This is a genomic window from Amycolatopsis sp. NBC_01488 (genome assembly GCF_036227105.1).
GTDB lineage: Bacteria > Actinomycetota > Actinomycetes > Mycobacteriales > Pseudonocardiaceae > Amycolatopsis.
The window spans coordinates 8,405,709-8,426,022 of record NZ_CP109434.1 but is presented as its reverse complement, the minus strand read 5'-3'; the positions used below and the strand labels follow the sequence as shown (position 1 = coordinate 8,426,022).

Below are 20,314 nucleotides of genomic sequence, written 5' to 3'. Positions count from 1 at the left end.
TCACTCGGAGGTGCCCATGAGCCGCGCTGTCGTGTACGAAACGTTCGGCGGTCCCGAAGTCCTGGACGTCCGGGAGGTCCCGGAGCCCCACGCCGGGCCGGGCGAGATCCGGATCCGGGTGGCGGCCGCCGGGCTGAACCCGATGGACTGGGGCCTGGCCGCGCATCCCGCGCTCGCCGCGCAGTTCGGCGTCACGGTGCCCGCCGGTTTCGGCTACGACCTCGCCGGCGTGGTCGACGAGGTCGGCGACGGCGCCATCGGGTTCTCCGTGGGCCAGCGCGTCTTCGGCGGCGTGATGGCGAAGGCCGCCGCCGACTTCACCGTCGTCGCCACGCCTGCCGAGACACTCTGGCCCACGCCGGAAGGCATCGGCGACGAGGTGGCGGCGACGCTGCCGGTGGCCGGCCTGACCGCGGCCGCCGCCCTCTCGGCGATCGGCCTGCGGTCCGGGGACACCCTGCTGGTCGGCGGCGCCGCGGGCGGGGTCGGGGTGTTCGCCGTCCAGCTCGCGAAGCTCGCCGGCGCCCGGGTGCTCGGCACCGCCGGGGAGGGGACGTTCGACTTCCTGCGTCGGCTCGGCGCCGAGCCCGTGACGTACGGGCCGGGGCTGGCGGACCGCGTCCGGTCGCTGGCCCCCGGCGGCGTGACTGCGGCGGCCGACCTGTTCGGCACCGAGACGGCCGAGGCCGCGCTCGCGCTCGGCGTCCCGCCCGAGCGGATCTCCACGGTCGCGGCGGGGCCCAACCCGCCCGGCGGCGTGCGCGCGACCGGCGGCGTCGACGCGGACCACGGCGCGCTGGCGCGGATCACCGGCGCGATCCTCGCCGGCGAGCTCACCGTGCCGATCGCCGCGACCTTCCCGGTCGAGAAGGTGCGCGAAGCCGTGATCCTCCAGGCGGGGCGCCACGTCCACGGCAAGATCGTGCTCACCTTCTCACTCACGACCGACGAACGACCGCACCGCAACGAGCGGAGCCCCGGTGATTGAGCCGCGGCCCGGTCTTGGCCTGGACCTCGTCGAAGTCGACGTCCGGCGCGAGCTCGACCAGCTCCAGCCCGTCCGGGGTGACGTCGAGGACGCACAGGTCGGTGATGATCCGCTGGACCACGCCGCGGCCGGTGTAGGGCAGCGTGCACTCGTCGACGATCTTGGGCGAGCCGTCGCGGGCGACGTGCTCCATCAGGACGATGACCTTCTTCGCGCCGTGGACCAGGTCCATCGCGCCGCCCATGCCCTTGACCATCTTGCCGGGGATCATCCAGTTCGCGATGTCGCCCGACGCGGAGACCTGCATCGCGCCGAGGATCGCGGCGTCGATCTTGCCGCCGCGGATCATGCCGAACGACAACGCCGAGTCGAAGAACGACGCTCCTTTTCGGACGGTGACCGTTTCCTTGCCCGCGTTGATCAGGTCCGGGTCGACGGCGTCCTCCTCCGGGTACGGCCCCACGCCCAGGATGCCGTTCTCCGACTGCAGGACCAGCTCGACGTCGTCGGGCACGTGGTTGGGCACCAGGGTCGGCAGGCCGATGCCGAGGTTGACGTAGTCGCCGTCGCGCAGCTCGGCGGCGGCGCGGGCGGCCATCCGGTTCCGGGTCCAGGCCATCTCAGGCGACCTCCTCGGCGCTGCGCACGGTGCGCTTCTCGATCGGCTTGTCGGCGGCCTGCTCCGGCGTCAGCGCCACCACGCGGTGCACGAACGCGCCCGGCAGGTGGACGTCGTTGGGGTCGAGCTCGCCGGGCTCGACCAGCTCCTCGACCTCGGCGACGGTGACGCGGCCGGACATGGCGGCCAGCGGGTTGAAGTTGCGGGCCGCGTCCTTGAAGACGAGGTTCCCGTGCCGGTCGCCGCGCCAGGCGCGGACCAGCCCGTAGTCGGCGACGATCGCGCGTTCGAGCACGAACTCCCGGCCGTCGAAGCGCTGCTTCTGCTTGGGCGGGCTCGCCTTTTCGACGGCGCCGGCGATGTCGTACTTCCACGGCAGGCCGCCGTCGGCGACCTGGGTGCCGACGCCGGTCGCGGTGAAGAACGCGGGGATCCCGGACCCGCCGGCGCGCAGCCGTTCGGCGAGCGTGCCCTGCGGGGTCAGCTCGACCTCCAGCTCGCCGCCGAGGTACTGGCGCGCGAACTCCTTGTTCTCCCCGACGTAGGAGGCGACGACCCGGCGCAGGCGCCCGGCGCCGAGCAGGATCCCCAGGCCCCAGCCGTCCACCCCGGCGTTGTTCGAGACCACTTCGAGGTCCGTGGTCCCCGCCTCGAAGAGCGCTTGGACGAGCACGGCGGGCACGCCGCACATCCCGAAGCCGCCCACCGCGAGGGTGGCGCCGTCGGGGATGTCGGCGACGGCCTCCGCGGCCGACACGATCACCTTGTCCATGGCCGACATCAGACGAGACGGCGAGGGGTGTGGTCAACCAGTGAACGGCCTCGAGCAGGTGATTGGTCGCCTCATGGTCGGATCCAGTGAGGTAGTGTCCACTGAGTGGACGCTCCTGGAGATCTCGTCGGCCGGACGCACCGGGCGTTGCGCGCGGTCGCGGTGCACGAGCCCGGCGGCGCGACGACGACGGCGGTGGCCCGGGAGGCGGGGTTGCCCCGGCCGACCGTGCACCGGTTGCTGATGTCGCTGCAGGGCGTGGGCTTGGTGGAGCGGGAGACCGACCACTGGGTGCTGGGCCCGGAGCTGTACTTCCTCGGCGTGGCGGCGGCCCGGCGGTACGACGTGACGGAGGCGGCGTTGCCGGTGGTCCGGCGCCTCGCGCTGGCGACGGGGGAGAGCGCGTTCTTCTCGGCACGGCGTGGGGAGGAGACGATCTGCCTGATCCGCGAGGACGGCGCGTTCCCGATCCGCAGCCACGTCCTGTTCGAGGGCGCGCGCTTCCCGCTGGGGGTGGTTTCGGCGGGGATGGTGATCCTCGCGCACCTGCCGGACCGGGAGGTCGAGGACTACCTGGGCCGGGTGGACCTGGCCGCGACGTACGGACCTCAGCACGACGCGAGCGAGATCCGGCGGCACATCGCGGTGACTCGTACGCAGGGGTATTCGCTGAACCCGGGTCTGGTGGTGGAGGGCAGCTGGGGCTTGGCGGCGGCGGTGTTCGACCAGGCGGGGTCGCCCCGGTGGGCGCTGACGCTGACCGGGGTCGCGCATCGGTTCGGCGCGGATCGGCTTCCGCAGCTGGGCGCGTTGCTGCTGCGGGAGGCGCATGCGCTGTCGGAGACGTTGGGGCGGGGGCAAACGCGCGGCTGAGTCTCGGCCGAGCCTGGTTGTCTTCCGCAACCCCGAAGCCGGATTGTGACTACGGCCGGCCGTGTTCTGGCTTCGGATCGGGGTTGCGGGGGGTCTGGGCTGCGGCGGGGCCGCGCTCGGCCGAGGAGGTTGCTCGACCTCTGCGCCGCCGCCATCACCAGGTGGCTCAGCTCGTGCGAGCGCAACCAGTTTCGACTTTGACTATTTGTTAGGGTGCTTCGAATGGACGAGGAGCTGGACTTCTGGTCGTTCGTCGAGCTGGCCAACCGCCGGCTCGCGCGCGAGTACGGCTTCCGGCACCAGCTGGCCACCGAGGTGCTGCTGACCCTCAACCGGGCCTCCGACCTGGTCACCTACGACCTGGAGGCCGCCGTGCACCGGCCGCGGGGGCGGTCGTGGTCGGCGTTCCGGCTGCTGTTCGTCGTCTGGCTGGCCGGCCCCCTGGAACCGAAGCGCGCCGCCCGGCTCACCGGGATGAGCCGGGCGGCCGTGTCGAACCTGATGAAGCCGCTCGTCGCGGACGGCCTGCTCGACCGCGTCCCGGACGAGCGCGACGGCCGTTCGGTGCAGCTGTCGCTGACCGCGGCGGGGCACGACGAGATGGTCTCGGTGTTCCGCGAGCACAACGAACGCGAGTTCGGCTGGACGGAGTCCCTCACCGAGGAAGAGCAGCGGATCCTGGTGATGCTGCTGGGCAAGCTGATCACCGGGCGGGCGGGGTCCGACACCCGCAGCCGCCGCTAGCCCCTACCCGTGGCGCGGGACGGGGGCTACGCTGCCTGGAAGATAGTAAAAGCGTGAACTACATTGGCCGATCGGTCAGGAGGCGAACCATGGCGTACTACCGCCGAGCGGGGACCGTCCCGCCGAAGCGGCACACCCAGCACCGAACGCCCGAGGGCGGCCTGTACTCCGAGGAGCTGATGGGCGAAGAGGGCTTCTCGTCGGACTCGTCGCTGCTCTACCACCGCGGGGTGCCGTCGGCGATCGTCGACGCCACGCCGTGGGAGCTGCCGGACCAGACGCTCACCGAGAACCGCCCGCTGGTGCCGCGCCACCTCAAGCTGCACGAGCTGTTCCCCGGCAACGACCACAAGAGCGCCGACGTCGTCACCGGACGGCGGCTGGTGCTGGGCAACGGCGACGTGCGGATCTCCTACGTCGCGGCGGGGGAGACCTCGCCGCTCTACCGCAACGCCGTCGGCGACGAATGCGTGTACGTCGAGTCCGGCGAGGCGCGGGTCGAGACGGTGTTCGGCGTGCTGGACGCGCGTCCGGGCGACTACGTGATCCTGCCGCGCGCGACCACGCACCGCTGGGTACCGACCGGGGACGAGCCGCTGCGCGCGTACGTCGTCGAGGCGAACTCGCACATCACGCCGCCGAAGCGCTACCTCTCCCGCTTCGGGCAGCTGCTGGAGCACGCGCCGTACTGCGAGCGCGACCTGCACGGCCCGGAGGAGCCGTTCCTGGCCGCGGGCGAGGACGTCGAGGTGCTGGTCAAGCACCGCGGCTCGCGCGGTATCACCGGCACCCGGTACGTGTACCCGACGCACCCCTTCGACGTCGTCGGCTGGGACGGGTTCCTGTACCCGTACACGTTCAACATCGCCGATTTCGAGCCGATCACCGGCCGCGTGCACCAGCCGCCGCCGGTGCACCAGGTGTTCGAGGGGCACAACTTCGTCATCTGCAACTTCGTGCCGCGCAAGGTCGACTACCACCCGCTGGCCGTGCCGGTGCCGTACTACCACTCCAATGTGGACTCCGACGAGGTGATGTTCTACTGCGGCGGCAACTACGAGGCCCGCAAGGGCTCCGGCATCGCCCAGGGCTCGATCAGCCTGCACCCGGGCGGGCACAGCCACGGCCCGCAGCCCGGCGCGGTCGAGCGGTCGCTCGGCGCGGAGTTCTTCGACGAGCTGGCCGTCATGGTCGACACGTTCCGCCCGCTGGAACTCGGCGAGGGCGGGCTGGCGAGCGAAGACCCCGGCTACGCGTGGACCTGGGCCGGACGAGGGCCGGTCGCGTGATCCCGGCGCTGTTCGCCGGCCTGTGCGACGACGCCGCGGTGTTCCCGCCCGGGCTCGCGCCGCTGCCGGACGCCGTCGCCGCGCACGACGTCTACGGGAAGGCCTGGTACGCGGACCTCGTCGGCCCGCTGGTGCTCGCCGCCCCGGCGCTCGACGCGCTGGGCGACCTGCTCCGGCCGCGTGAGACGCCGTTGCCGGTCGCGGTGACGCTGCCCGGCGGGCCCGCGCAGGTGCCCGGCGTGCTCGACGCCGTCAAGACGCTGCCGGTGGACCTGCGGGCGCTGGAGATCGCCGTACCGGACGGCATGAGACCGGACGAGCTGCTCGACGCCGTGGCGGCCGCGACCGCGCCGGTGTACGTCGAGATTCCGCGCGACGACCGGCGCGGGCCGCTGCTGCGGGCGCTCGCCGGGACGGGCCACCGCGCGAAGTTCCGCACCGGCGGCGTCCGGGCGGACCTGTACCCCGACGATGCGGAGCTGGCCGACGCGATCCGGGCCGCCGTCGAGGCCGGGGTGCCGTTCAAGGCGACCGCCGGGCTGCACCACGCGGTGCGCAACACCGACCCGGAAACCGGCTTCGAGCAGCACGGGTTCCTCAACCTGCTGCTGGCCGCGGCCGATCCCGGCCAGGCCGAAGCGGCGCTGGCCGAGCGCGACGGATCCGTGGTGGCCGAGCGGGTGCGGGCGCTGGATCCCGGCGCCCGCGAGCGGTTCACGTCGTTCGGCACCTGCAGCATCAGCGATCCCCTGACCGAGCTGGCCGCGCTCGGCCTGCTGCCCCGAGGAGAGGCATGACCACGATCGACATCCCCGCCGGTTCCCCGTTCGGCGTCGCGAACCTGCCCTACGGCGTGTTCTCGGTCGGCGGCGACGCCCCGCGCGTCGGTGTCCGCGTCGGTGATTCCGTGCTGGACCTGGCGCTCGCGCTGGGCGACGACGTCTTCGCCGCGCCGACGCTCAACCCGTTCATGGCGCAGGGCCACGACCGCTGGGTGGCGGTCCGGTCGCAGGTCGCGGCGCTGGTCACCGGCGAGGTGCCGGCCGAGGCCGTGCACGCGGTCGACGACGTCACGCTGCACCTGCCGATCGAGGTCGCGGACTACGTCGACTTCTACGCGTCCGAGCACCACGCGTCCAACGTCGGGCGGCTGTTCCGGCCGGACGCGGAACCGCTGCTGCCCAACTGGAAGCACCTGCCGGTCGGCTACCACGGCCGGGCCGGGACGGTGCTGGTCTCGGGCACGGACATCGTCCGCCCGAGCGGGCAGCGCAAGGGTGACCCGGCGCCGGTGTTCGGCCCGAGCACCCGCCTGGACATCGAGGCGGAGCTGGGGTTCGTCGTCGGCACGGGCACGCCGCGGAACACCCCGATCGCCCCGGACGACTTCGCGCGGCACGTGTTCGGCGCGGTGCTGCTCAACGACTGGTCCGCGCGCGACATCCAGGCGTGGGAGTACGTGCCGCTGGGCCCGAACCTGGGCAAGAGCTTCGCGACGTCGATCTCGGCGTGGGTCGTCCCGCTCCTCGCGCTGGAGGCCGCGCGCGTCCCGCTGCCCGGCCAGGACCCGGAACCGCTGCCGTACCTGCGGGAAAGCCGTCCGTGGGGGCTCGACGTCGAGCTGGTCGTCGAGTGGAACGGCGAGGAGGTCAGCCGCCCGCCGTACCGCGAGATGTACTGGTCGCCGGCCCAGATGCTGGCCCACCTGACGGTCAACGGCGCGTCGTCGCGCACGGGTGACCTGTACGGGTCGGGCACGATTTCGGGCCCGGAGAAGCACCAGCGCGGCGCGTTCCTGGAACTGAGCTGGGGCGGCAAGGAGCCGCTGACGGTCAAGGGCGAGGAGCGCAGCTTCCTGCTGGACGGCGACGAGGTGGTGATCACGGCGACGGCCCCGGGCCCGGACGGCGAGCGCATCGGCTTCGGCGAGGTCCGCGGCCGCATCCTCCCGGCCGGCTGAGCCCGGGCCCCACGGCGGAGCCGACCCGGCGGCCCCCGATCGAGTCCGGTGCACCACCCGGCGACGGCGCCGGGCCCGGCGTGACCGGACGGGGCAGCGGCGGCGGTGCCCCGGCCGGACGTCAGCCGCGCGCGAGCTTGCGGGCGGCGGCCGCGTCGCGGCGTTCTTCGAAGCGGGACGCCTGGGTCTCCAGCGTCTTGAGGAACGCCGCCAGCTCGTCGCGGGCCGCCTCGCCCTCCGGGCCGAGGCCGGTCAGGTCGAACACCTTCCAGTAGCGCAGCAGCGGCAGGACGACGTCGTCGTGGTGGATGCGCAGGTCGTAGATGCCTGCCTTGGCGATCAGGGCCGCCTTGCGGGCGAAGCTCGGGATCACCGCGCCCGGCATCGCGAACGACACGACCTCGTCGGTGATCGCGCGCATCATCGCGTCGGGGGAGATCTCCAGCGAGGCCTTGACCAGGTTCCGGTAGAAGACCATGTGGAGGTTCTCGTCGGTGGACACCCGGGCCAGCAGCCGCTCGGCCAGCGGGTCCTGGGTGTAGCGGCCGGTGTTGCGGTGTGAGATCCGGGTCGCCAGCTCCTGGAACGAGACGTACGCGCAGACCTGCAGCAGCGGCTTGTCGCCGGTGTCGTAGCCCGCCTGCATCGTCTCCATCCGCATGCGCTCCAGCTCGACGGGGTCGACGGCGCGGGTGACCAGCAGGTAGTCGCGGATGCAGATGCCGTGGCGGCCCTCTTCGGCCGTCCACCGGTGCACCCAGGTGCCCCACGCGCCGTCGCGGCCGAACGCGCGCTCGATCTCGCGGTGGTAGCTCGGCAGGTTGTCCTCGGTGAGGAGGTTGACCTCCAGCGCCGTCCGCGCGATCGGGCTGACCCGCGACTGCTCGGGGTCCCACGCCTCCCCGCCGAGCTCGGCGAAGTCGCGCCCCTGGCTCCAGGGGACGTACTCGTGCGGCATCCACTCCTGGGCCGCGGCGAGGTGCCGGTTGAGGTTCTCTTCGACCGTCCCCTCCAGCTCGTACAACAAGCGCGTGCTTTCGGAAACCGGCATGGGACGTCCTTCCGTGCCTACGCGACCGTAACTTACGGTGCCGTAGGTAGGATAAACGGCCGGAGGGCCCAGGTGGTTCCCGTGGTGGTGGCGGTCACGATTCCGAGGGGCCGCCACGGTGACCGGCCACCGCGCGGCCGGTCACCGGCCGGGAGGGCGTTCGCGGATCTCGTCGGCGCGCGCAGCCGATTCCCGTCGAATTCGCCGCGACGCGGCTCCCGGCCTCGGAAAATCCGCGCGGCGCCATTCTTCGCCGCGAGCACAATGGACGAAGAATCGGCGGCTAGTGCGCGCTCGGGTGCGGCAGGAGGTGACGCAGGGTGTCGGACGGTTCGAGGCCCAGTTCCTCGAGCAGGGTGTGCCGGCACTGCTCGTACTGGTGCCGCGCCGCCGCCCGGTTGCCGGCCGCGAGGTGCGCGTCGATGAGGACGCGGTGCGCGCTCTCCCGCAGCGGCTCGGCCCGGACCGCGGTCAGCCCAGCGGCCACCGCCTCACCGTGCCGGCCGGCCGCGGTGAGCCGCTTCGCCATGGCCTCCAACGCATACAGCCGCAGCTGGTGGTACTGCTCCTGCTCGATGAGCACCCATTCGTTGTCCGACCACTCGGGCAGCAGGTCGGCGGACAGGTCGTCGCGGGTGCGCCGGTCCAGGATGTCGTCGCAGCCGCAGGACCGGTCGAGCAGGCGGTGTGCGCGGGCGACCGCGTCGTGGATGTCGACGGTGATGTTGCCCGCCAGCGCCATCTCCTGCACCGACGCGTCGATGACCTGGTGCCCGGTGCGCGACGCGCGCCACAGCGACGAGCGCAGGTTCGCGTTGGCGCGGGGCGTGGTCGCTTCCGGCCACAGCGTTCTGGCCACGTAGGTCCTGGTCCGGGGCCGGTCCTGCAGCGCGAGGAACGCGAGCAGCCGCTGCGCGCCTGCCGACAGGGGCACCCGGTCGTCGTCCACGAGCAGCGCGAAACCCTTCAGCAGCCGCAATGTGACGATCTGTGTCACTTCAGCGCGCATCGGCTCCCCAACCTACGCCCAGCACCGATCGATTCGACCCCACCGTCGGGCAATTCGCGGCCCGCGGGGGAAACGTTACGGGAATTATCGATCGGGTGGCGTCGACAGGGCGTCACGAAAACGTCATCGGGCCTGATCCGAGCTCGTCCAGCCAGCTTTGCACGGCCTCGTGCACCGCTTCCGGCGAGGTCACCGCGACTGTCCTGGCGTCGCCGGTGCCGATCGTGCAGAAAATCCGGACCCTCAGGGCATCCGGATCGCCGCCTTCCAGCCACGCACGCAGAACCATGCTGCCGGCACGCACCTCGGGGGGCTCCACCCCCGCAGGATGCGCGCCGGTGTGTCACCGCCGCGTCGCGGCCACGTCAACGCGGGCCCGGGCGACGCCGCCGTGACGCCGGGGCGACGCGCGGAACGCGGACCGGCCACGCCACCCCTGCGATGCTGCGCCCCGGCACACCGCACCTCCGGGTGTGCTCAAGGGGAGGATGGGGATGGGCGATTTCGGGGTCGTCGCCGACGTGTCGACGATCATCGTGGACCGGCTGACCGAGGCGCTGCGCGGACTGGATCCGAACGAGCCGCCGACGGCGGTGCTGAGCGACCTCGAGGACCGGCCGAGCCGGGCCACGCTCACGGTCTTCCTGTACGAGATCGCGGAGGACCCCACCTCGCGCAACCGGCCGCCGGTGCGGTCGCTGCCGCCGTCGGCGCCCACGAGCCGGAAGCCGCCGGGGGAGCTTCGCGCGAGCCCTCGGTGGCGGCGGCATGGGACGGCTCTCCTCCCGCTCGGGGGACCTCGGACAGCGTCGCAGCCGGGCGTCACCAGGGCGTCGCGGAAACGTCCTCGGCCCGCGAGCCGGCCGGAGCACCAGGCCGAGCCCGAACTGCGCGAGCTGGTGCGCGCGGAGGTCGCGGCGGTCCTGGGCCACCCGGACGCCGCGGTGATCGCCGACGACCGGCCGTTCCCGGAACTCGGCTTCGATTCGCTCACGGTGATCGAGCTGCGCACGCGGCTCGCCGAGCTGTCGGGAACCGATCTACCGGCCACGGTGATCTTCGACCGGCCCACGGTGGCCGAGCTGGCCCGCTACCTCGGAGACCGGCCGCAGGGGTAGGTCAGGCGGTGGCTCTCGCCTGCCGCGCTGCCGCGAAGAACGCGTTGGAACTGGGCCAGTACAGCAACACCAGGGTGACCGCGGTGCTGACGGCGATCCCCACCGGCGGAACCTGGCCGGCGAGCAGCCGCAGCACGGCGACCAGCAACGCCAGGGCGGCGATGACCGTGAGGAGCACGCGCACCCAGTGCCGGCCCTGCCGGAGCTTCAGCATCAGGAAGACGACGACCGCCACCTGCACGACGTAGCCGGCCACGTCGGCGAAACCCGGGGTCGACGCCAGCAGCTGCACCAGGTCGAGGACGAGGCCGGCGAGCTGGACCCAGAAGATCAGCTGCACCGGCCATGGCATGCGCGCCCGGCGCGGGGGATTCGGCACCGCGCGATCGTACGGTCGCGCGTCGTTTCCGGCGAGGCCTTTCCACGACGTTCGAAAGGGGTACGCGCTACTCGGCGACGATGCGGTGGCGCAGCTGCTCCAGCGTCTTGGCCAGCAGCCGGGACACCTGCATCTGGGACACGCCGATGCGCTCGGCGATCTGGCTCTGCGTCAGCTCGTCGACGAAGCGCATCTCGATGATCGCGCGCTCGCGGGGCGGCAGACCGGCCATCGCGGCTTCGAGCGTCAGGTGGTCGTCGGCCTTGGTGTACGGGGATTCGCGGTCGGGGAGCTGGTCGGCGACCGTGATCGTGTCGTCGCCGCCGCGGGCGGGGGCGTCGAGTGAAGCCGGCTTGTACGCCTCGGCGGCGAGCAGGCCTTCGCGGACCGTCTCGACGTCGATGCCGAGGTGCGCCGCGAGCTCGCTCGGGGTGGGGGAGCGGCCCAGGTCGTGGGCCAGCTCGCCGGTCGCCTTGACGAGGCTCTGCTGCAGCTCCTTCAGCGCGCGCGGCACGCGCATCGACCAGGCGCTGTCCCGGAAGTGGCGGCGGACCTCGCCCATGATCGTCGGCACGGCGAAGGACAGGAAGTCGCGGCCGCGCGCCGGGTCGTAGCGGTCGACGGCGTGGATCAGGCCGGTCCGCGCGACCTGCACGAGGTCGTCGAAGGACTCGCCGCGCCCGGCGAAGCGCTTGGCGATGTTCTCGGCGAGGGAGAGGTGCTCGGTGATGATGCGGTCACGCAGGTCGCCGCGCCGTGGGTCTTCGGGTGCCAGCCTGCTGTGCTCGTCGAACAGCGGAGCGCAGTGGGCGAACTGGTTCGGCCGCCGCGGCGTGGACACGTCGAGGACCGCGGTGGCGGTGGGGCGCTCCAGTGCTCTGACAACCATGTGGCCCAGATACCCAAAGCCGTCCCGGATCACACGAACCGGCGACCGGGCCGGCGGGTATTGCTGCGTCCGGAGCAACGGGCCCGGCGTGCGACTGTCCTCACGGGACCGCACGCGCGCCGCACTCGGGCTTCGCGCTCGCGAAGTGGGCGGGAACCCGGGTGGCGACGTAGGCTGACCCGCCGGCGAGAGCGCGACGGTGGTGGGTGCGGATGGGCGAGGCACGGGCGGACGCCCGGGACACCGCGTGGTCACTGGCGGCCAGGGTGCTGGACGAGCTCGACGAGCTGACCGGCGCCCTGGTCGCCGTCATCGTCGAGCAGAACCCCGGCTACCGGGTGGTCGACGTCGTGCCCGACGACGACCTGTGGCGCTCGTGTCACGACAACCTCCGCCGGGTCCTGCAGCTGATCGGCCGCGGCACCGAAACCACCGAGGACCTCTACGACGCGGCGAAGGCGACCGGGCGGCGCCGGGCCGAACAGCAGCTGCCGCTCGACGACGTCCTGCGTTCGTTCCGCATCGGCGGCCGCCTGGTCTGGCAGGCCCTGACCGAAAAGGCCCGGGCGACCGGGTACGTCAACAACGAGGCGATGCTGGACCTGGCGACCCGCGTGTGGGAGGTCATCGACGCCACCTCGGCGCAGGTGGCGCTGGCCTACCACGTGGCCGAGCGCAGCTTCGTCCGCGCGGACGAGCAGCGGCGGGCATCGCTCTGGGAAGGGCTCCTGCAGGGCCGGGCGGCCGACGCGGGGTTCGCCTACGAGGCGGCCCGGGCGCTGCGGCTGCCGATCTCGGGGCCCTACGTCGTCGTCGCGGCCGCGGGTCCCGGGGACGCCGTGTTCGCCGAGCCGCTCGGCTCCGCGCTGGAGGACGTCGGGTCCGCGTCGGCCTGGCAGTCGCGCGCGGACGTGCTCGTCGGGCTCGTTTCCCTGCCGGGCCGGGAGGTGACGGACGTCGTCGCCGCGATCGGGTCCGTGCTGACCGTGCCGGCCGGCGTGTCCCTGGTCGTCGACGGGCTGGCGGCCGTGCACACGGCCTACCGCCAGGCGGTGCTGGCGATGCGGACCGTGCCGCCGGGCCGGGCCGACGTGGTGTGCCTGGCCGAACGGCTGCCCGAAGCACTGCTGCTCAGCTCGCCCGAGCTGACGGAGTCCCTCCAGCTGAACTGGCTCGGTGGCCTGCTGGACCTGCGGGCGGTGGAGCGCGGCCCGCTGCTGGAGACGCTCGCGACGTGGGTGCGGACCGGCGGCTCGGCGACGCGCTCGGCGCAGGCGCTGCACTGCCACCGCAACACGGTGCTCAACCGGATCCACCGGATCGAAGAGCTGACCGGCCGGTCGCTGACCGGCGGCGACGTCGCCCTGGAGCTGGCCCTGGTCGTCCGGGCACTGCCGTTCCTGCCGCCACCGCGCGTGCCATGACCGGTACCCGCTGTGCACAGTGCACAACGACACTAGGCCAAATGTAGGCACTCAGCTCCTTCATTCGGCGGCGTGATGTGTGTAACACTCCGGCCGGCGGTGCTCCGCCCGCGCTCTCCCACACCGTCGTTCGAGAGGTCCCAGCCGCTCATGCCCGAACACGACCCGTCCGTCCCCCCACCCGGGTCCGAGCCGCGCTCGATGGCCCGCCGCCGCTTCCTCGGCTTCGTGCTCGCCGCCCCGACTCTCGCCGTCGCCGCGCAGGTCGGCGCCGCGGAGCTGGCGCCAGGTGAAGCCGCCGCGGCGATCCCGTCGCTCCCGCAGCCCGAAGACATCTTCGACCTGGGCGACCTGCAGAACCTCGCCGCGCTGCCCACGTCCGGCCTGATCACCGTCCAGGTCGGCGCCGACGGCCGGGCCGCGTTCGCCGTGCCGCGCACCGAGGTCGGCCAGGGCATGACCACCGCCGTGGCGATGATGATCGCCGAGGAGCTCGACCTCCCGCTGGACAAGATCGACGTCACGCTCGCCGACGCCCGGCCCGAGCTGCTGATGAACCAGCTGACCGGCGGCTCCAACTCGATGCGCAGCATCTACACGCCGGTCCGGACCGCCTCGGCGATCGCCCGGCAGCGGCTGGTCGCCGCGGCCGCCGCGCAGTGGGGCGTGCCGGCGTCGCAGCTGACGACGTCCGGCGGGGTCGTGCGCGGCTCCGGCGGCCGCACGGCGAGCTACGGCTCCCTGGCGAAGGCCGCCGCCTCCGCCACGACGATCAGCGTCGCGGCGACGCTCAAGCCGCAGTCGCAGTTCACGGTGCTCGGCACGCCGCAGAACCGCCTCGACGCCCACGCCGCGGTCACCGGCCGCAAGCAGTTCACCCTCGACCTCGACGTCCCGGGCGCGCTGCCGACCATGGTCGCCCGGCCGCCCACGATCAACGGCACCCCGCGCGCGGTCCTCAACGCCGCCGAGGTCGAGGCGATGCCCGGGATCACCGACGTCGCCGCGATCTCCCACGGCGTCGCGGTGCGCGGCCGCACGTTCGGCCAGTGCATCGACGCGATCCGGGCGCTGAAGGTGACGTGGGGACCCGGCACGGTCGACGGCGAATCCGACGCGACCGTGCTCAAGAAGCTCAAGGCCGCGCAGCTGCCGATGGCCGTCCCCGGCCTGCTCGACCAGTACATCGACGCCGAGTTCACCTTCGCCTTCGCCAGCAACAGCCCCCTGGAGACCGGCGCCGCGATCGCCGACGTCCGCGCCGACCGCGCGGAGATCTGGTCGTGCGTGAAGGTGCCGATCGTCGCCCAGGCGGACATCGCCAAGCAGCTGGGGCTGCCGCAGGACGCGGTCACCGTGCACGTCAGCCAGGGCGGCGGCTCGTTCGGGCGGCACCTCTTCCACGACGCCGCCGCCGAAGCGGCCGAGGCGTCGCAGAAGATGGGCAAGCCGGTCAAGCTGATGTGGTCGCGCACCGACGACTTCCGCCAGGGCCGGGCCCACCCGATGTGCGTGTCGCGGGTGCGGGCGACCTACCTGCTGGGCAACGTCGTCAGCTTCGAACAGCGCCACACGAGCGTGCAGACGGAGTTCAGCCACGGGCTGGGCGAGATGATCACCTCGTACGCCGCGCAGCTCCCGATCGGCGGCAACCTCAGCTTCGCCGAGTCGATCTTCCTGCTCAGCCAGTCCTCGCCGTACAACTTCGGCGTCACGACCCAGCTGCTCAACGAGATCCCGCTGAAGTTCAACACCGGCAGCATGCGCAACATCTACTCGCCCAACGTGGTCACCGCCGAAGAGCTCGTCGTCGACCAGCTGGCGAAGAAGTTCGGCAAGGACCCGGTCGCGTTCCGCCGCGAGTTCCTCAAGGACGACCGGCTGCGCGCGGTGCTCGACAAGGCCGTCCAGGTCGGGAACTGGGGCCGCTCGCTGCCCGCCGGGGTGGCGCAGGGGATCGCGCTGCACTCGGAGTACCGCGGCGCGGTCGCGGTGCTGGTGGAGATCGACTGCCGGCCGGAGACGGTCAACCGCAAGGTCCGCGACGGCGTCACCGGCCCGCGGGTGACGAAGGCGCTCGTCGTCGTCGACCCCGGCTTCGCGATCAACCCGCGCGGCCTCGAGGCGCAGATGATCGGCGGCCTCAACGACGGCATCGCGATGTGCCTCACCTCGAGCCTGCACATCAAGGACGGGCTCCCGCTGGAAGGCAGCTGGGACAACTACTTCTACACGCGGGAGTGGAACACCCCGCCCGAGACGCAGGTCGTCGTCATGCCGAACACCTCGGCCAGCCCCAGCGGCGCGGGCGAGCTGGCGGTGGCGCCGTCGTTCGCCGCCGTCGCCTGCGCCTACGCCCGCGCCGTCGGCAAGATGCCGACGACGTTCCCGATCAACCACGGCACGCTCAGCTTCGAGCCCCTGCCGGTGCAGCCGTCCACGCCGCCGTCGCCGACCGACGGCCTCGACTACGCCTACTAGGAGCACGCCGTGCCGCAACACACCCTGAAGGTCAACGGCCGCGTGGTCACCGTCGACGCCGACGACGACGTCCGGCTGCTGTGGGTCCTGCGCGACCTGCTGGGCATCACCGGCCCGAAGTACGGCTGCGGGCTCGACGTCTGCAAGGCGTGCACCAGCCACATCAACGGCAAGGCGTTCAACCCGTGCTCGGTGCGGGTGGCCGACATCAAGGAGTCCGACGAGATCACGACGATCGAGGGCCTGCCCGCGACGGTGGGCAAGGACCTGCACCCGATGCAGGAGGCGTGGCTGGAGATGGACGTCGCCCAGTGCGGCTACTGCCAGCCGGGCCAGATCATGGCCGCGGTGGCCAAGGTCCGCCAGGCCACGGCGGCCGGCCGCGAGATCACGGACGCCGACCTGGACGAGATCCGCAACATCTGCCGCTGCGGCACGTACGCCCGGATCCGCGAGGCGGTGAAGGCGGGCGCGAAGAACATGTGACCCCCGGCGGTGCCGGCCGCTACCGTGGTCAGCACCGCGGCGCAGGCGAACCCTGCGGAAACGAGCTTGGCTCCAGTGAATCGCATTTCCTCGGTAGTCCTCTCGCGAGTTCATCGGCGAAAGCATCTCCTGCCCATTGACGCAAATGTGCTTTCGCCGCTCCATGGTCGTGGAGCACTTGCAGGGGCGACGTCAGGGACCATGATCAACAGGGACAAGCTTTTCGAGCTGACTCGAACAGGTGCCGGTAACCGCGCCGTGTTCGCTCTCGCTCGGGTTCGAGATGTGTCAGCTCGGGTCCGTGCCGTCGGTCTTCGCGGACGCTCGGCGGAGGGCGAGCACGACGGTGTCGTCGGCGTGCAGGACGACGTCGTGCATCCGGGTCACCAGCTCGGCCGGCAGCGCGGCGATCGGGTGCCGGGCGTGCGCGGCGGCGTGGGCGAGGAGCCGTGCTTGGCCTTCGTCGAGGTCGCGGCGGCTTTCGACGAGGCCGTCGGTGTAGAGCACCACGGTGTCGCCGGGGCCCAGCGTGTGGTGGACGAGCAGGGGAGTGCCGGGGTCGGGGAAACCGACGCCGCGGCCGATGACCGGCGAATGCAGCAGCCGGGTGTCCCCGGTCGTGGTGACCAGCATCGGCGGCGGGTGACTTCCGTTGGCCAGGGCCATGTTTCCGGTCACGGGGTCGATGCGGGCCAGCAGCACGGTGGCCATCAAGCCCGGTTCGATCGCGGCGAGGGTGTCGGCGGCGCGGGCGACGAGGTCGGCGAACGGGTGGCCTTCCAGCGCGAGGGTGCGGATGGCGTGGGTGACGGTGAGGGCGTGCCGGGTCGAGGTGACGCCGTGGCCGACCGCGTCGACCAGCGTCACGTGCAGGTGGCCGTCGGGCAGGACGAACCAGTCGTAGAGGTCGCCGCCGGTCGGGGAATCCGGGTCGGTCGGGGAATACTGCACCGCCAGCTCCAACCCCGGCACCGCCGGCGGCGGCGGGCGCAGCGCGTCTTCCAGCTCGCGGAAGATGATCGCGTGCGCGCGGCGGAGCTGTTCGTCCCGTTCTTCGAGCTCGACGTACATCGCGAGGACGCCGCTGTTGGTTTCGGCGAGTTCGTGTTTGAGCTCCCGCTGTTCCTGGGTGAGGGCGTCGGCGCGGGCGATCAGCGCGAGCATCTCCTCGCGGGTGGCCGCGTCGTCGTCGGCCGGTGCGGGGTGCGGGGCAGGACCCGTGGCGAGGTGCCAGGTGAGGGTCGCGTCGTCCCCGGCGTCGGGCAGCAACGGCAGGCTGTTGCGCCGGGCCTGCCCGACCGGCGCCGCGAGACGCAAGGTGACGGCCAGCCGGCGCTCCGCCGTGGTGGTCTCGACGAGGATCTCCTGACCGGCCTCGACGGCCGGTTCGGCGAGCACGGTCGCGGCGAGGACCAGGCGGGCGCGGTCACCGGCCGGCACCCCGGCGTCGCCGCAGGCGGTGCGGAGGTCCCGGCGGATCCGCGCGAGTCCGGGATGCATCAGGTGATCCGGTCGGGGTGCAGGGCGATCACGGCGGCGTCGTCGCGCGGGTTGCGGTGGCGGTGGGCCAGTTCGGCCGCCAGCAGCAGCGCGTCGCCGGGCCGCGCCGCAACGTGGTCGCCGGCGGTCCGCCAGCCGGGGTCGATTCCGTCGGTGTGCAGGACGACGACGTCGCCGTCGGCGAGGGGCGCCTGCCGGACCTGGGCGACCGGCGAGGTGAACCCGACGATTCCCGGGATGCTGAGCAGCAGCCCCGGTCGGCTCCTCCCGTTCAGCGTCGTCCCGATGACGTTGCCGATGCCGCAGAACTCGAGCCGCCGCGGCGTGATCCGCGCCAATGCGATCGCGGCGCCGCGGGTGGCCCGCAGGGCGCGGTGCATGCTCGCGATCTGGTGGGCCAGTGGCCGGTCCGGATTCTGGGCGAACACGCTGAGCGCGACGTCGGCGGCTTCCGCGGCGTCGGGTCCGTGGCCGAGCCCGTCGGCGACGACGGCGGTCTGGCTGCCGGACGTCTCCGCGATGGCGACCGCGTCGCCGCACACGCTCTCGCCTTCGCGGGGCAGGCAGAAATGCGCCATCGCGGCGGCGCGCCCGGCCGGTGTCCCCGGAGCCAGGACGCGGGCGGCGGCGATGGTTCCGCTGCCTGGCGCCGAGCGGATCCGGAACACGGTCGCCATCCGCTTCACCGCGCCGAGGCCGGTGCCGAGGGTGGCGGTGGTCGTGTTGCCGTCGAGCAGCCAGTGCTCGAGGTCGGTCATCCCGGGGCCGTCGTCGGCGGCCAGGACGTCGATGCCGAGCCCGGTCGTGGCCCGCTGCACGACCACCGATCCGTTGACCGCGTGCTTGTCCAGATTGCCGGCCAGCTCCGAGGTGACCACCGCGGCGCGTTCGGTGAGCACGTCCGGCAGCCCGGCTGCCCGGCCGGTTTCGCGGGCGGCGCGGGTGGCGGCGTAGACGGCGCTGGCGTGGTCGATGCGCACGTGCCGCGATGGTGTCGGGACCACGATGCCGCTCATGGCTTCCAGCGCGCGATCGTGACGGCGGTGCCGCGGCCGGGGCCGATGTCGAGGTGGAAGTCGTCGACCAGGCGGCGGGTGCCGCCGAGGCCGTGGCCCAGCCCGGCGCCGGTGCTGAACCCGTCGGTCATCGCCTGTTCGACGTCGGGGATGCCGGGGCCGTTGTCGCGGACTCGCAGCCGCAGCCCGACCCGGCCGCGGTCGTCGCGCAGGACCGAGATCGTCAACGTGCCGCCGCCGCCGTGGATGTAGGCGTTGCGGACCAGTTCGCTGGCCGCGGTGACGATCTTCGTCTGGTCGACGATCGTGAACCCGGCGGCGACCGCGGCGGCCCGTACGGCGTGGCGGGCGGTGAGTAGGTCTTCTTCGGCCCGGATGAGGTGTTCTCCGGGCGGGATGTCGTGTTCGGGATCGGTGAGTTCGTCAGGGCGCATGAGGCGCCTCTTCGGCGGCCTCGGCGGGACGGCGCCAGCCCAGCAGCTCCATCGCCTGTTCGGCGTTGAGCGCGGTCCGGACGCCGGTGAGCTGCAGCCCGAGCTCGGTCAGGGTCAGCGCGACGGCCGGGCGCATGCCCGCCACGATCATCCGCGCGCCCAGGAGGCGGCCCGAGTCGGCCAGTTGCATGAGCACGCGGGCGACGAAGGAGTCGATGATCTCCAGCCGGGAGATGTCGATGATCACGCCGCGGATGCCCTCGTCGGCGATCCGGGTGGTGAGTTCGTCGGTGACGGCGAGCGCGGTCTTGTCGTCCAGATCGCTCACCAGGCCGCTGAGCAGGATGTCGCCGAGCCGCAGGATCGGCAGGCCGGCGCTCACCCCGTCACCGCACCGGGACGGCTGCCATCGCCGAGCAGCTGCAGCGCGGCGGCCAGTGCGTCGGCGAGCGAGCCGCGGGTGACGATGTGCGAGAGGTCGATGCCGAGCTGGGTGATGGTCTGCGCGATGGAGGGCCGGATGCCGCTGATCACGCATTCGGCACCCATCAGCCGGACGGCGCTGACGGTCTGCAGCAGGTGCTGCGCCACGGCGGTGTCGACGGTGGGAACGCCGGTGATGTCGATGATCGCCACGCGTGCCTCGTGGGCCTGGATGGCTTCCAGGAGGCTCGTCATCACGACCTGGGTGCGGGCGCTGTCCAGGGTGCCGATCAGTGGCACCGCCAGGATGTGCCGCCACAACTGCACGACCGGGGTGGACAGCTCGAGCATCTGGCTGTGCTGCTGGCGGATGATCTGTTCGCGCCCGGTGACGTAGACGGCGAACGACAGGACTCCTGCCCGGTCGAGCAGCTCGTTGACCAGCAGCGCCGCCCGGTAGCGCACGGCCGGGTCGCCGCTGTGGCATTCGATTGCGGTCAGCATCGCGCTCTTCAGCGCGAAGATCGCCATCGCGGTGGCCGACGGCTCGGCGCCCGCGCGGGCCCGGCGCTCCGACAGCGACGTCAGCGCGTCTCGCACGGCCCCGTCCTGCTCCACGATCCGGCCGACGGGCACCGTGGTGCCCAGCGCCGCTCGCAGCGCCCGCAGCAGCTCGGTGGCCTCGCGGCGTAGTTCGCGGTCACCGTCGGCTGAGCCCGGGTTCTCCAGCTGCTGCCGGACCCAGTCCTCGACCACGGTGGTGTGGTCTTCCTCGAGGGTCTGCCGCAACAGGTCGCGAACGGCGGCGTCGTCGGTCCCCGGCACCGGGTCCTCCTGCGGTCGGGGGCGCGCGCTGCTG

Annotated in this window: 22 protein-coding genes; 10 read left to right on the top strand and 12 right to left on the bottom strand. The window is 72.4% G+C overall.

The annotated features are described in order from the left end of the window. Nucleotides 1–16 precede the first annotated feature (16 nt). A complete protein-coding gene (locus tag OG738_RS39525; protein WP_329048763.1) occupies nt 17–988 on the top strand; it encodes an NADP-dependent oxidoreductase in 972 nt (323 codons plus the stop codon). On the opposite strand, the gene OG738_RS39520 is transcribed toward OG738_RS39525, so the two are convergent. Together OG738_RS39520 and OG738_RS39515 are read right to left on the bottom strand one after the other, a co-directional pair. Continuing rightward, complete coding sequence (locus OG738_RS39520) at nt 939–1,607, bottom strand: 3-oxoacid CoA-transferase subunit B (RefSeq protein ID WP_329048761.1); 669 nt, start codon at nt 1,605–1,607, stop codon at nt 939–941. The two genes, OG738_RS39525 and OG738_RS39520, sit on opposite strands and share 50 nt — an antisense overlap. A gap of 1 nt (nt 1,608) precedes the next feature. After that, nucleotides 1,609–2,379, bottom strand: a complete 771-nt coding sequence (locus tag OG738_RS39515) for a CoA transferase subunit A (protein WP_329048759.1) — start codon at nt 2,377–2,379, stop codon at nt 1,609–1,611. A 105-nt stretch (nt 2,380–2,484) separates the two neighbouring features. On the opposite strand from OG738_RS39515, the gene OG738_RS39510 reads away from it, so the two are divergent. The 5 genes from OG738_RS39510 to fahA all read left to right on the top strand — a co-directional run bounded on the left by OG738_RS39510 (nt 2,485) and on the right by fahA (nt 7,245). Then, complete coding sequence (locus OG738_RS39510) at nt 2,485–3,252, top strand: IclR family transcriptional regulator (protein WP_329048758.1); 768 nt, start codon at nt 2,485–2,487, stop codon at nt 3,250–3,252. A 222-nt stretch (nt 3,253–3,474) separates the two neighbouring features. Beyond that, nucleotides 3,475–3,996 carry a MarR family winged helix-turn-helix transcriptional regulator gene (locus OG738_RS39505; RefSeq protein ID WP_329048756.1) on the top strand — a complete coding sequence of 174 codons (522 nt, stop codon included), beginning with the start codon at nt 3,475–3,477 and terminating at the stop codon, nt 3,994–3,996. An 89-nt stretch (nt 3,997–4,085) separates the two neighbouring features. Then, a complete protein-coding gene (locus tag OG738_RS39500) occupies nt 4,086–5,285 on the top strand; it encodes a homogentisate 1,2-dioxygenase (RefSeq protein ID WP_329048754.1) in 1,200 nt (399 codons plus the stop codon). Continuing rightward, complete coding sequence (locus OG738_RS39495) at nt 5,282–6,082, top strand: hypothetical protein (RefSeq protein ID WP_442875840.1); 801 nt, start codon at nt 5,282–5,284, stop codon at nt 6,080–6,082. Before OG738_RS39500 ends, OG738_RS39495 begins: the two co-directional genes overlap by 4 nt. After that, entirely contained in the window at nt 6,079–7,245 is a 1,167-nt protein-coding gene (fahA, locus tag OG738_RS39490) for a fumarylacetoacetase (protein WP_329048751.1), read from the top strand. Before OG738_RS39495 ends, fahA begins: the two co-directional genes overlap by 4 nt. Nucleotides 7,246–7,366: 121 nt before the next feature. Here fahA and OG738_RS39485 read toward each other — a convergent pair whose 3' ends face one another. From OG738_RS39485 to OG738_RS39475, 3 genes are all read right to left on the bottom strand, one after another. Further along, entirely contained in the window at nt 7,367–8,296 is a 930-nt protein-coding gene (locus OG738_RS39485) for an acyl-ACP desaturase (RefSeq protein ID WP_329048750.1), read from the bottom strand. 283 nt (nt 8,297–8,579) lie between these two features. Continuing rightward, entirely contained in the window at nt 8,580–9,305 is a 726-nt protein-coding gene (locus OG738_RS39480) for an AfsR/SARP family transcriptional regulator (protein WP_329048748.1), read from the bottom strand. A gap of 112 nt (nt 9,306–9,417) precedes the next feature. Further along, nucleotides 9,418–9,624, bottom strand: a complete 207-nt coding sequence (locus tag OG738_RS39475; RefSeq protein ID WP_329048747.1) for a hypothetical protein — start codon at nt 9,622–9,624, stop codon at nt 9,418–9,420. A 175-nt stretch (nt 9,625–9,799) separates the two neighbouring features. Between OG738_RS39475 and OG738_RS39470 the strand changes: the two genes are divergently transcribed. After that, entirely contained in the window at nt 9,800–10,423 is a 624-nt protein-coding gene (locus OG738_RS39470) for a phosphopantetheine-binding protein (protein WP_329048745.1), read from the top strand. A 1-nt stretch (nt 10,424) separates the two neighbouring features. Here the strand turns inward: OG738_RS39470 and OG738_RS39465 are convergent, their stop codons facing one another. Beyond that, a complete protein-coding gene (locus OG738_RS39465; protein WP_329048743.1) occupies nt 10,425–10,802 on the bottom strand; it encodes a hypothetical protein in 378 nt (125 codons plus the stop codon). Between the two features lie 67 nt (nt 10,803–10,869). Then, nucleotides 10,870–11,691 (bottom strand): SigB/SigF/SigG family RNA polymerase sigma factor, encoded by an 822-nt coding sequence (locus OG738_RS39460; RefSeq protein WP_329048741.1) that lies wholly within the window; start codon nt 11,689–11,691, stop codon nt 10,870–10,872. A 212-nt stretch (nt 11,692–11,903) separates the two neighbouring features. Here OG738_RS39460 and OG738_RS39455 point away from each other — a divergent pair, with 212 nt between their 5' ends. The 3 genes from OG738_RS39455 (at nt 11,904) to OG738_RS39445 (ending at nt 16,082) form a co-directional block, all read left to right on the top strand. After that, a complete protein-coding gene (locus tag OG738_RS39455) occupies nt 11,904–13,115 on the top strand; it encodes a PucR family transcriptional regulator (protein WP_329048740.1) in 1,212 nt (403 codons plus the stop codon). 150 nt (nt 13,116–13,265) lie between these two features. After that, nucleotides 13,266–15,596, top strand: coding sequence for a molybdopterin cofactor-binding domain-containing protein (locus OG738_RS39450; RefSeq protein WP_329048738.1), 2,331 nt, complete (start codon nt 13,266–13,268; stop codon nt 15,594–15,596). A 9-nt stretch (nt 15,597–15,605) separates the two neighbouring features. After that, nucleotides 15,606–16,082 (top strand): (2Fe-2S)-binding protein, encoded by a 477-nt coding sequence (locus OG738_RS39445; RefSeq protein ID WP_329048737.1) that lies wholly within the window; start codon nt 15,606–15,608, stop codon nt 16,080–16,082. Between the two features lie 288 nt (nt 16,083–16,370). On the opposite strand, the gene OG738_RS39440 is transcribed toward OG738_RS39445, so the two are convergent. From OG738_RS39440 to OG738_RS39420, 5 genes are read right to left on the bottom strand one after another with little or no spacing between them, the layout of a single operon-like run. Next, the gene (locus OG738_RS39440) at nt 16,371–17,582 is read right to left on the bottom strand and encodes a PP2C family protein-serine/threonine phosphatase (RefSeq protein WP_329048735.1); all 1,212 of its coding nucleotides are present in this window, start codon (nt 17,580–17,582) and stop codon (nt 16,371–16,373) included. Next, on the bottom strand, nt 17,582–18,598 hold the full coding sequence (locus tag OG738_RS39435) for a SpoIIE family protein phosphatase (protein ID WP_329048733.1): 1,017 nt from the start codon (nt 18,596–18,598) through the stop codon (nt 17,582–17,584). The genes OG738_RS39440 and OG738_RS39435 overlap by 1 nt, the downstream gene beginning before the upstream one ends. Next, nucleotides 18,595–19,032, bottom strand: a complete 438-nt coding sequence (locus OG738_RS39430; RefSeq protein WP_329048732.1) for an ATP-binding protein — start codon at nt 19,030–19,032, stop codon at nt 18,595–18,597. The genes OG738_RS39435 and OG738_RS39430 overlap by 4 nt, the downstream gene beginning before the upstream one ends. Beyond that, the gene (locus OG738_RS39425; RefSeq protein WP_329048731.1) at nt 19,022–19,414 is read right to left on the bottom strand and encodes an STAS domain-containing protein; all 393 of its coding nucleotides are present in this window, start codon (nt 19,412–19,414) and stop codon (nt 19,022–19,024) included. The genes OG738_RS39430 and OG738_RS39425 overlap by 11 nt, the downstream gene beginning before the upstream one ends. Continuing rightward, nucleotides 19,411–20,280 carry an STAS domain-containing protein gene (locus tag OG738_RS39420; protein WP_329048729.1) on the bottom strand — a complete coding sequence of 290 codons (870 nt, stop codon included), beginning with the start codon at nt 20,278–20,280 and terminating at the stop codon, nt 19,411–19,413. The genes OG738_RS39425 and OG738_RS39420 overlap by 4 nt, the downstream gene beginning before the upstream one ends. Nucleotides 20,281–20,314: the final 34 nt, after the last annotated feature.

What these genes read in the sequence shown, in the direction of transcription:
- OG738_RS39525 (WP_329048763.1), top strand. Translation starts at nt 17, where the DNA reads ATGAGCCGCGCTGTCGTGTACGAAACGTTCGGCGGTCCCGAAGTCCTG.
- OG738_RS39520 (WP_329048761.1), bottom strand. Translation starts at nt 1,607, where the DNA reads ATGGCCTGGACCCGGAACCGGATGGCCGCCCGCGCCGCCGCCGAGCTG.
- OG738_RS39515 (WP_329048759.1), bottom strand. Translation starts at nt 2,379, where the DNA reads ATGGACAAGGTGATCGTGTCGGCCGCGGAGGCCGTCGCCGACATCCCC.
- OG738_RS39505 (WP_329048756.1), top strand. Translation starts at nt 3,475, where the DNA reads ATGGACGAGGAGCTGGACTTCTGGTCGTTCGTCGAGCTGGCCAACCGC.
- OG738_RS39500 (WP_329048754.1), top strand. Translation starts at nt 4,086, where the DNA reads ATGGCGTACTACCGCCGAGCGGGGACCGTCCCGCCGAAGCGGCACACC.
- fahA (WP_329048751.1), top strand. Translation starts at nt 6,079, where the DNA reads ATGACCACGATCGACATCCCCGCCGGTTCCCCGTTCGGCGTCGCGAAC.
- OG738_RS39485 (WP_329048750.1), bottom strand. Translation starts at nt 8,296, where the DNA reads ATGCCGGTTTCCGAAAGCACGCGCTTGTTGTACGAGCTGGAGGGGACG.
- OG738_RS39480 (WP_329048748.1), bottom strand. Translation starts at nt 9,305, where the DNA reads ATGCGCGCTGAAGTGACACAGATCGTCACATTGCGGCTGCTGAAGGGT.
- OG738_RS39470 (WP_329048745.1), top strand. Translation starts at nt 9,800, where the DNA reads ATGGGCGATTTCGGGGTCGTCGCCGACGTGTCGACGATCATCGTGGAC.
- OG738_RS39460 (WP_329048741.1), bottom strand. Translation starts at nt 11,691, where the DNA reads ATGGTTGTCAGAGCACTGGAGCGCCCCACCGCCACCGCGGTCCTCGAC.
- OG738_RS39455 (WP_329048740.1), top strand. Translation starts at nt 11,904, where the DNA reads ATGGGCGAGGCACGGGCGGACGCCCGGGACACCGCGTGGTCACTGGCG.
- OG738_RS39450 (WP_329048738.1), top strand. Translation starts at nt 13,266, where the DNA reads ATGCCCGAACACGACCCGTCCGTCCCCCCACCCGGGTCCGAGCCGCGC.
- OG738_RS39440 (WP_329048735.1), bottom strand. Translation starts at nt 17,582, where the DNA reads ATGCATCCCGGACTCGCGCGGATCCGCCGGGACCTCCGCACCGCCTGC.
- OG738_RS39435 (WP_329048733.1), bottom strand. Translation starts at nt 18,598, where the DNA reads ATGAGCGGCATCGTGGTCCCGACACCATCGCGGCACGTGCGCATCGAC.
- OG738_RS39430 (WP_329048732.1), bottom strand. Translation starts at nt 19,032, where the DNA reads ATGCGCCCTGACGAACTCACCGATCCCGAACACGACATCCCGCCCGGA.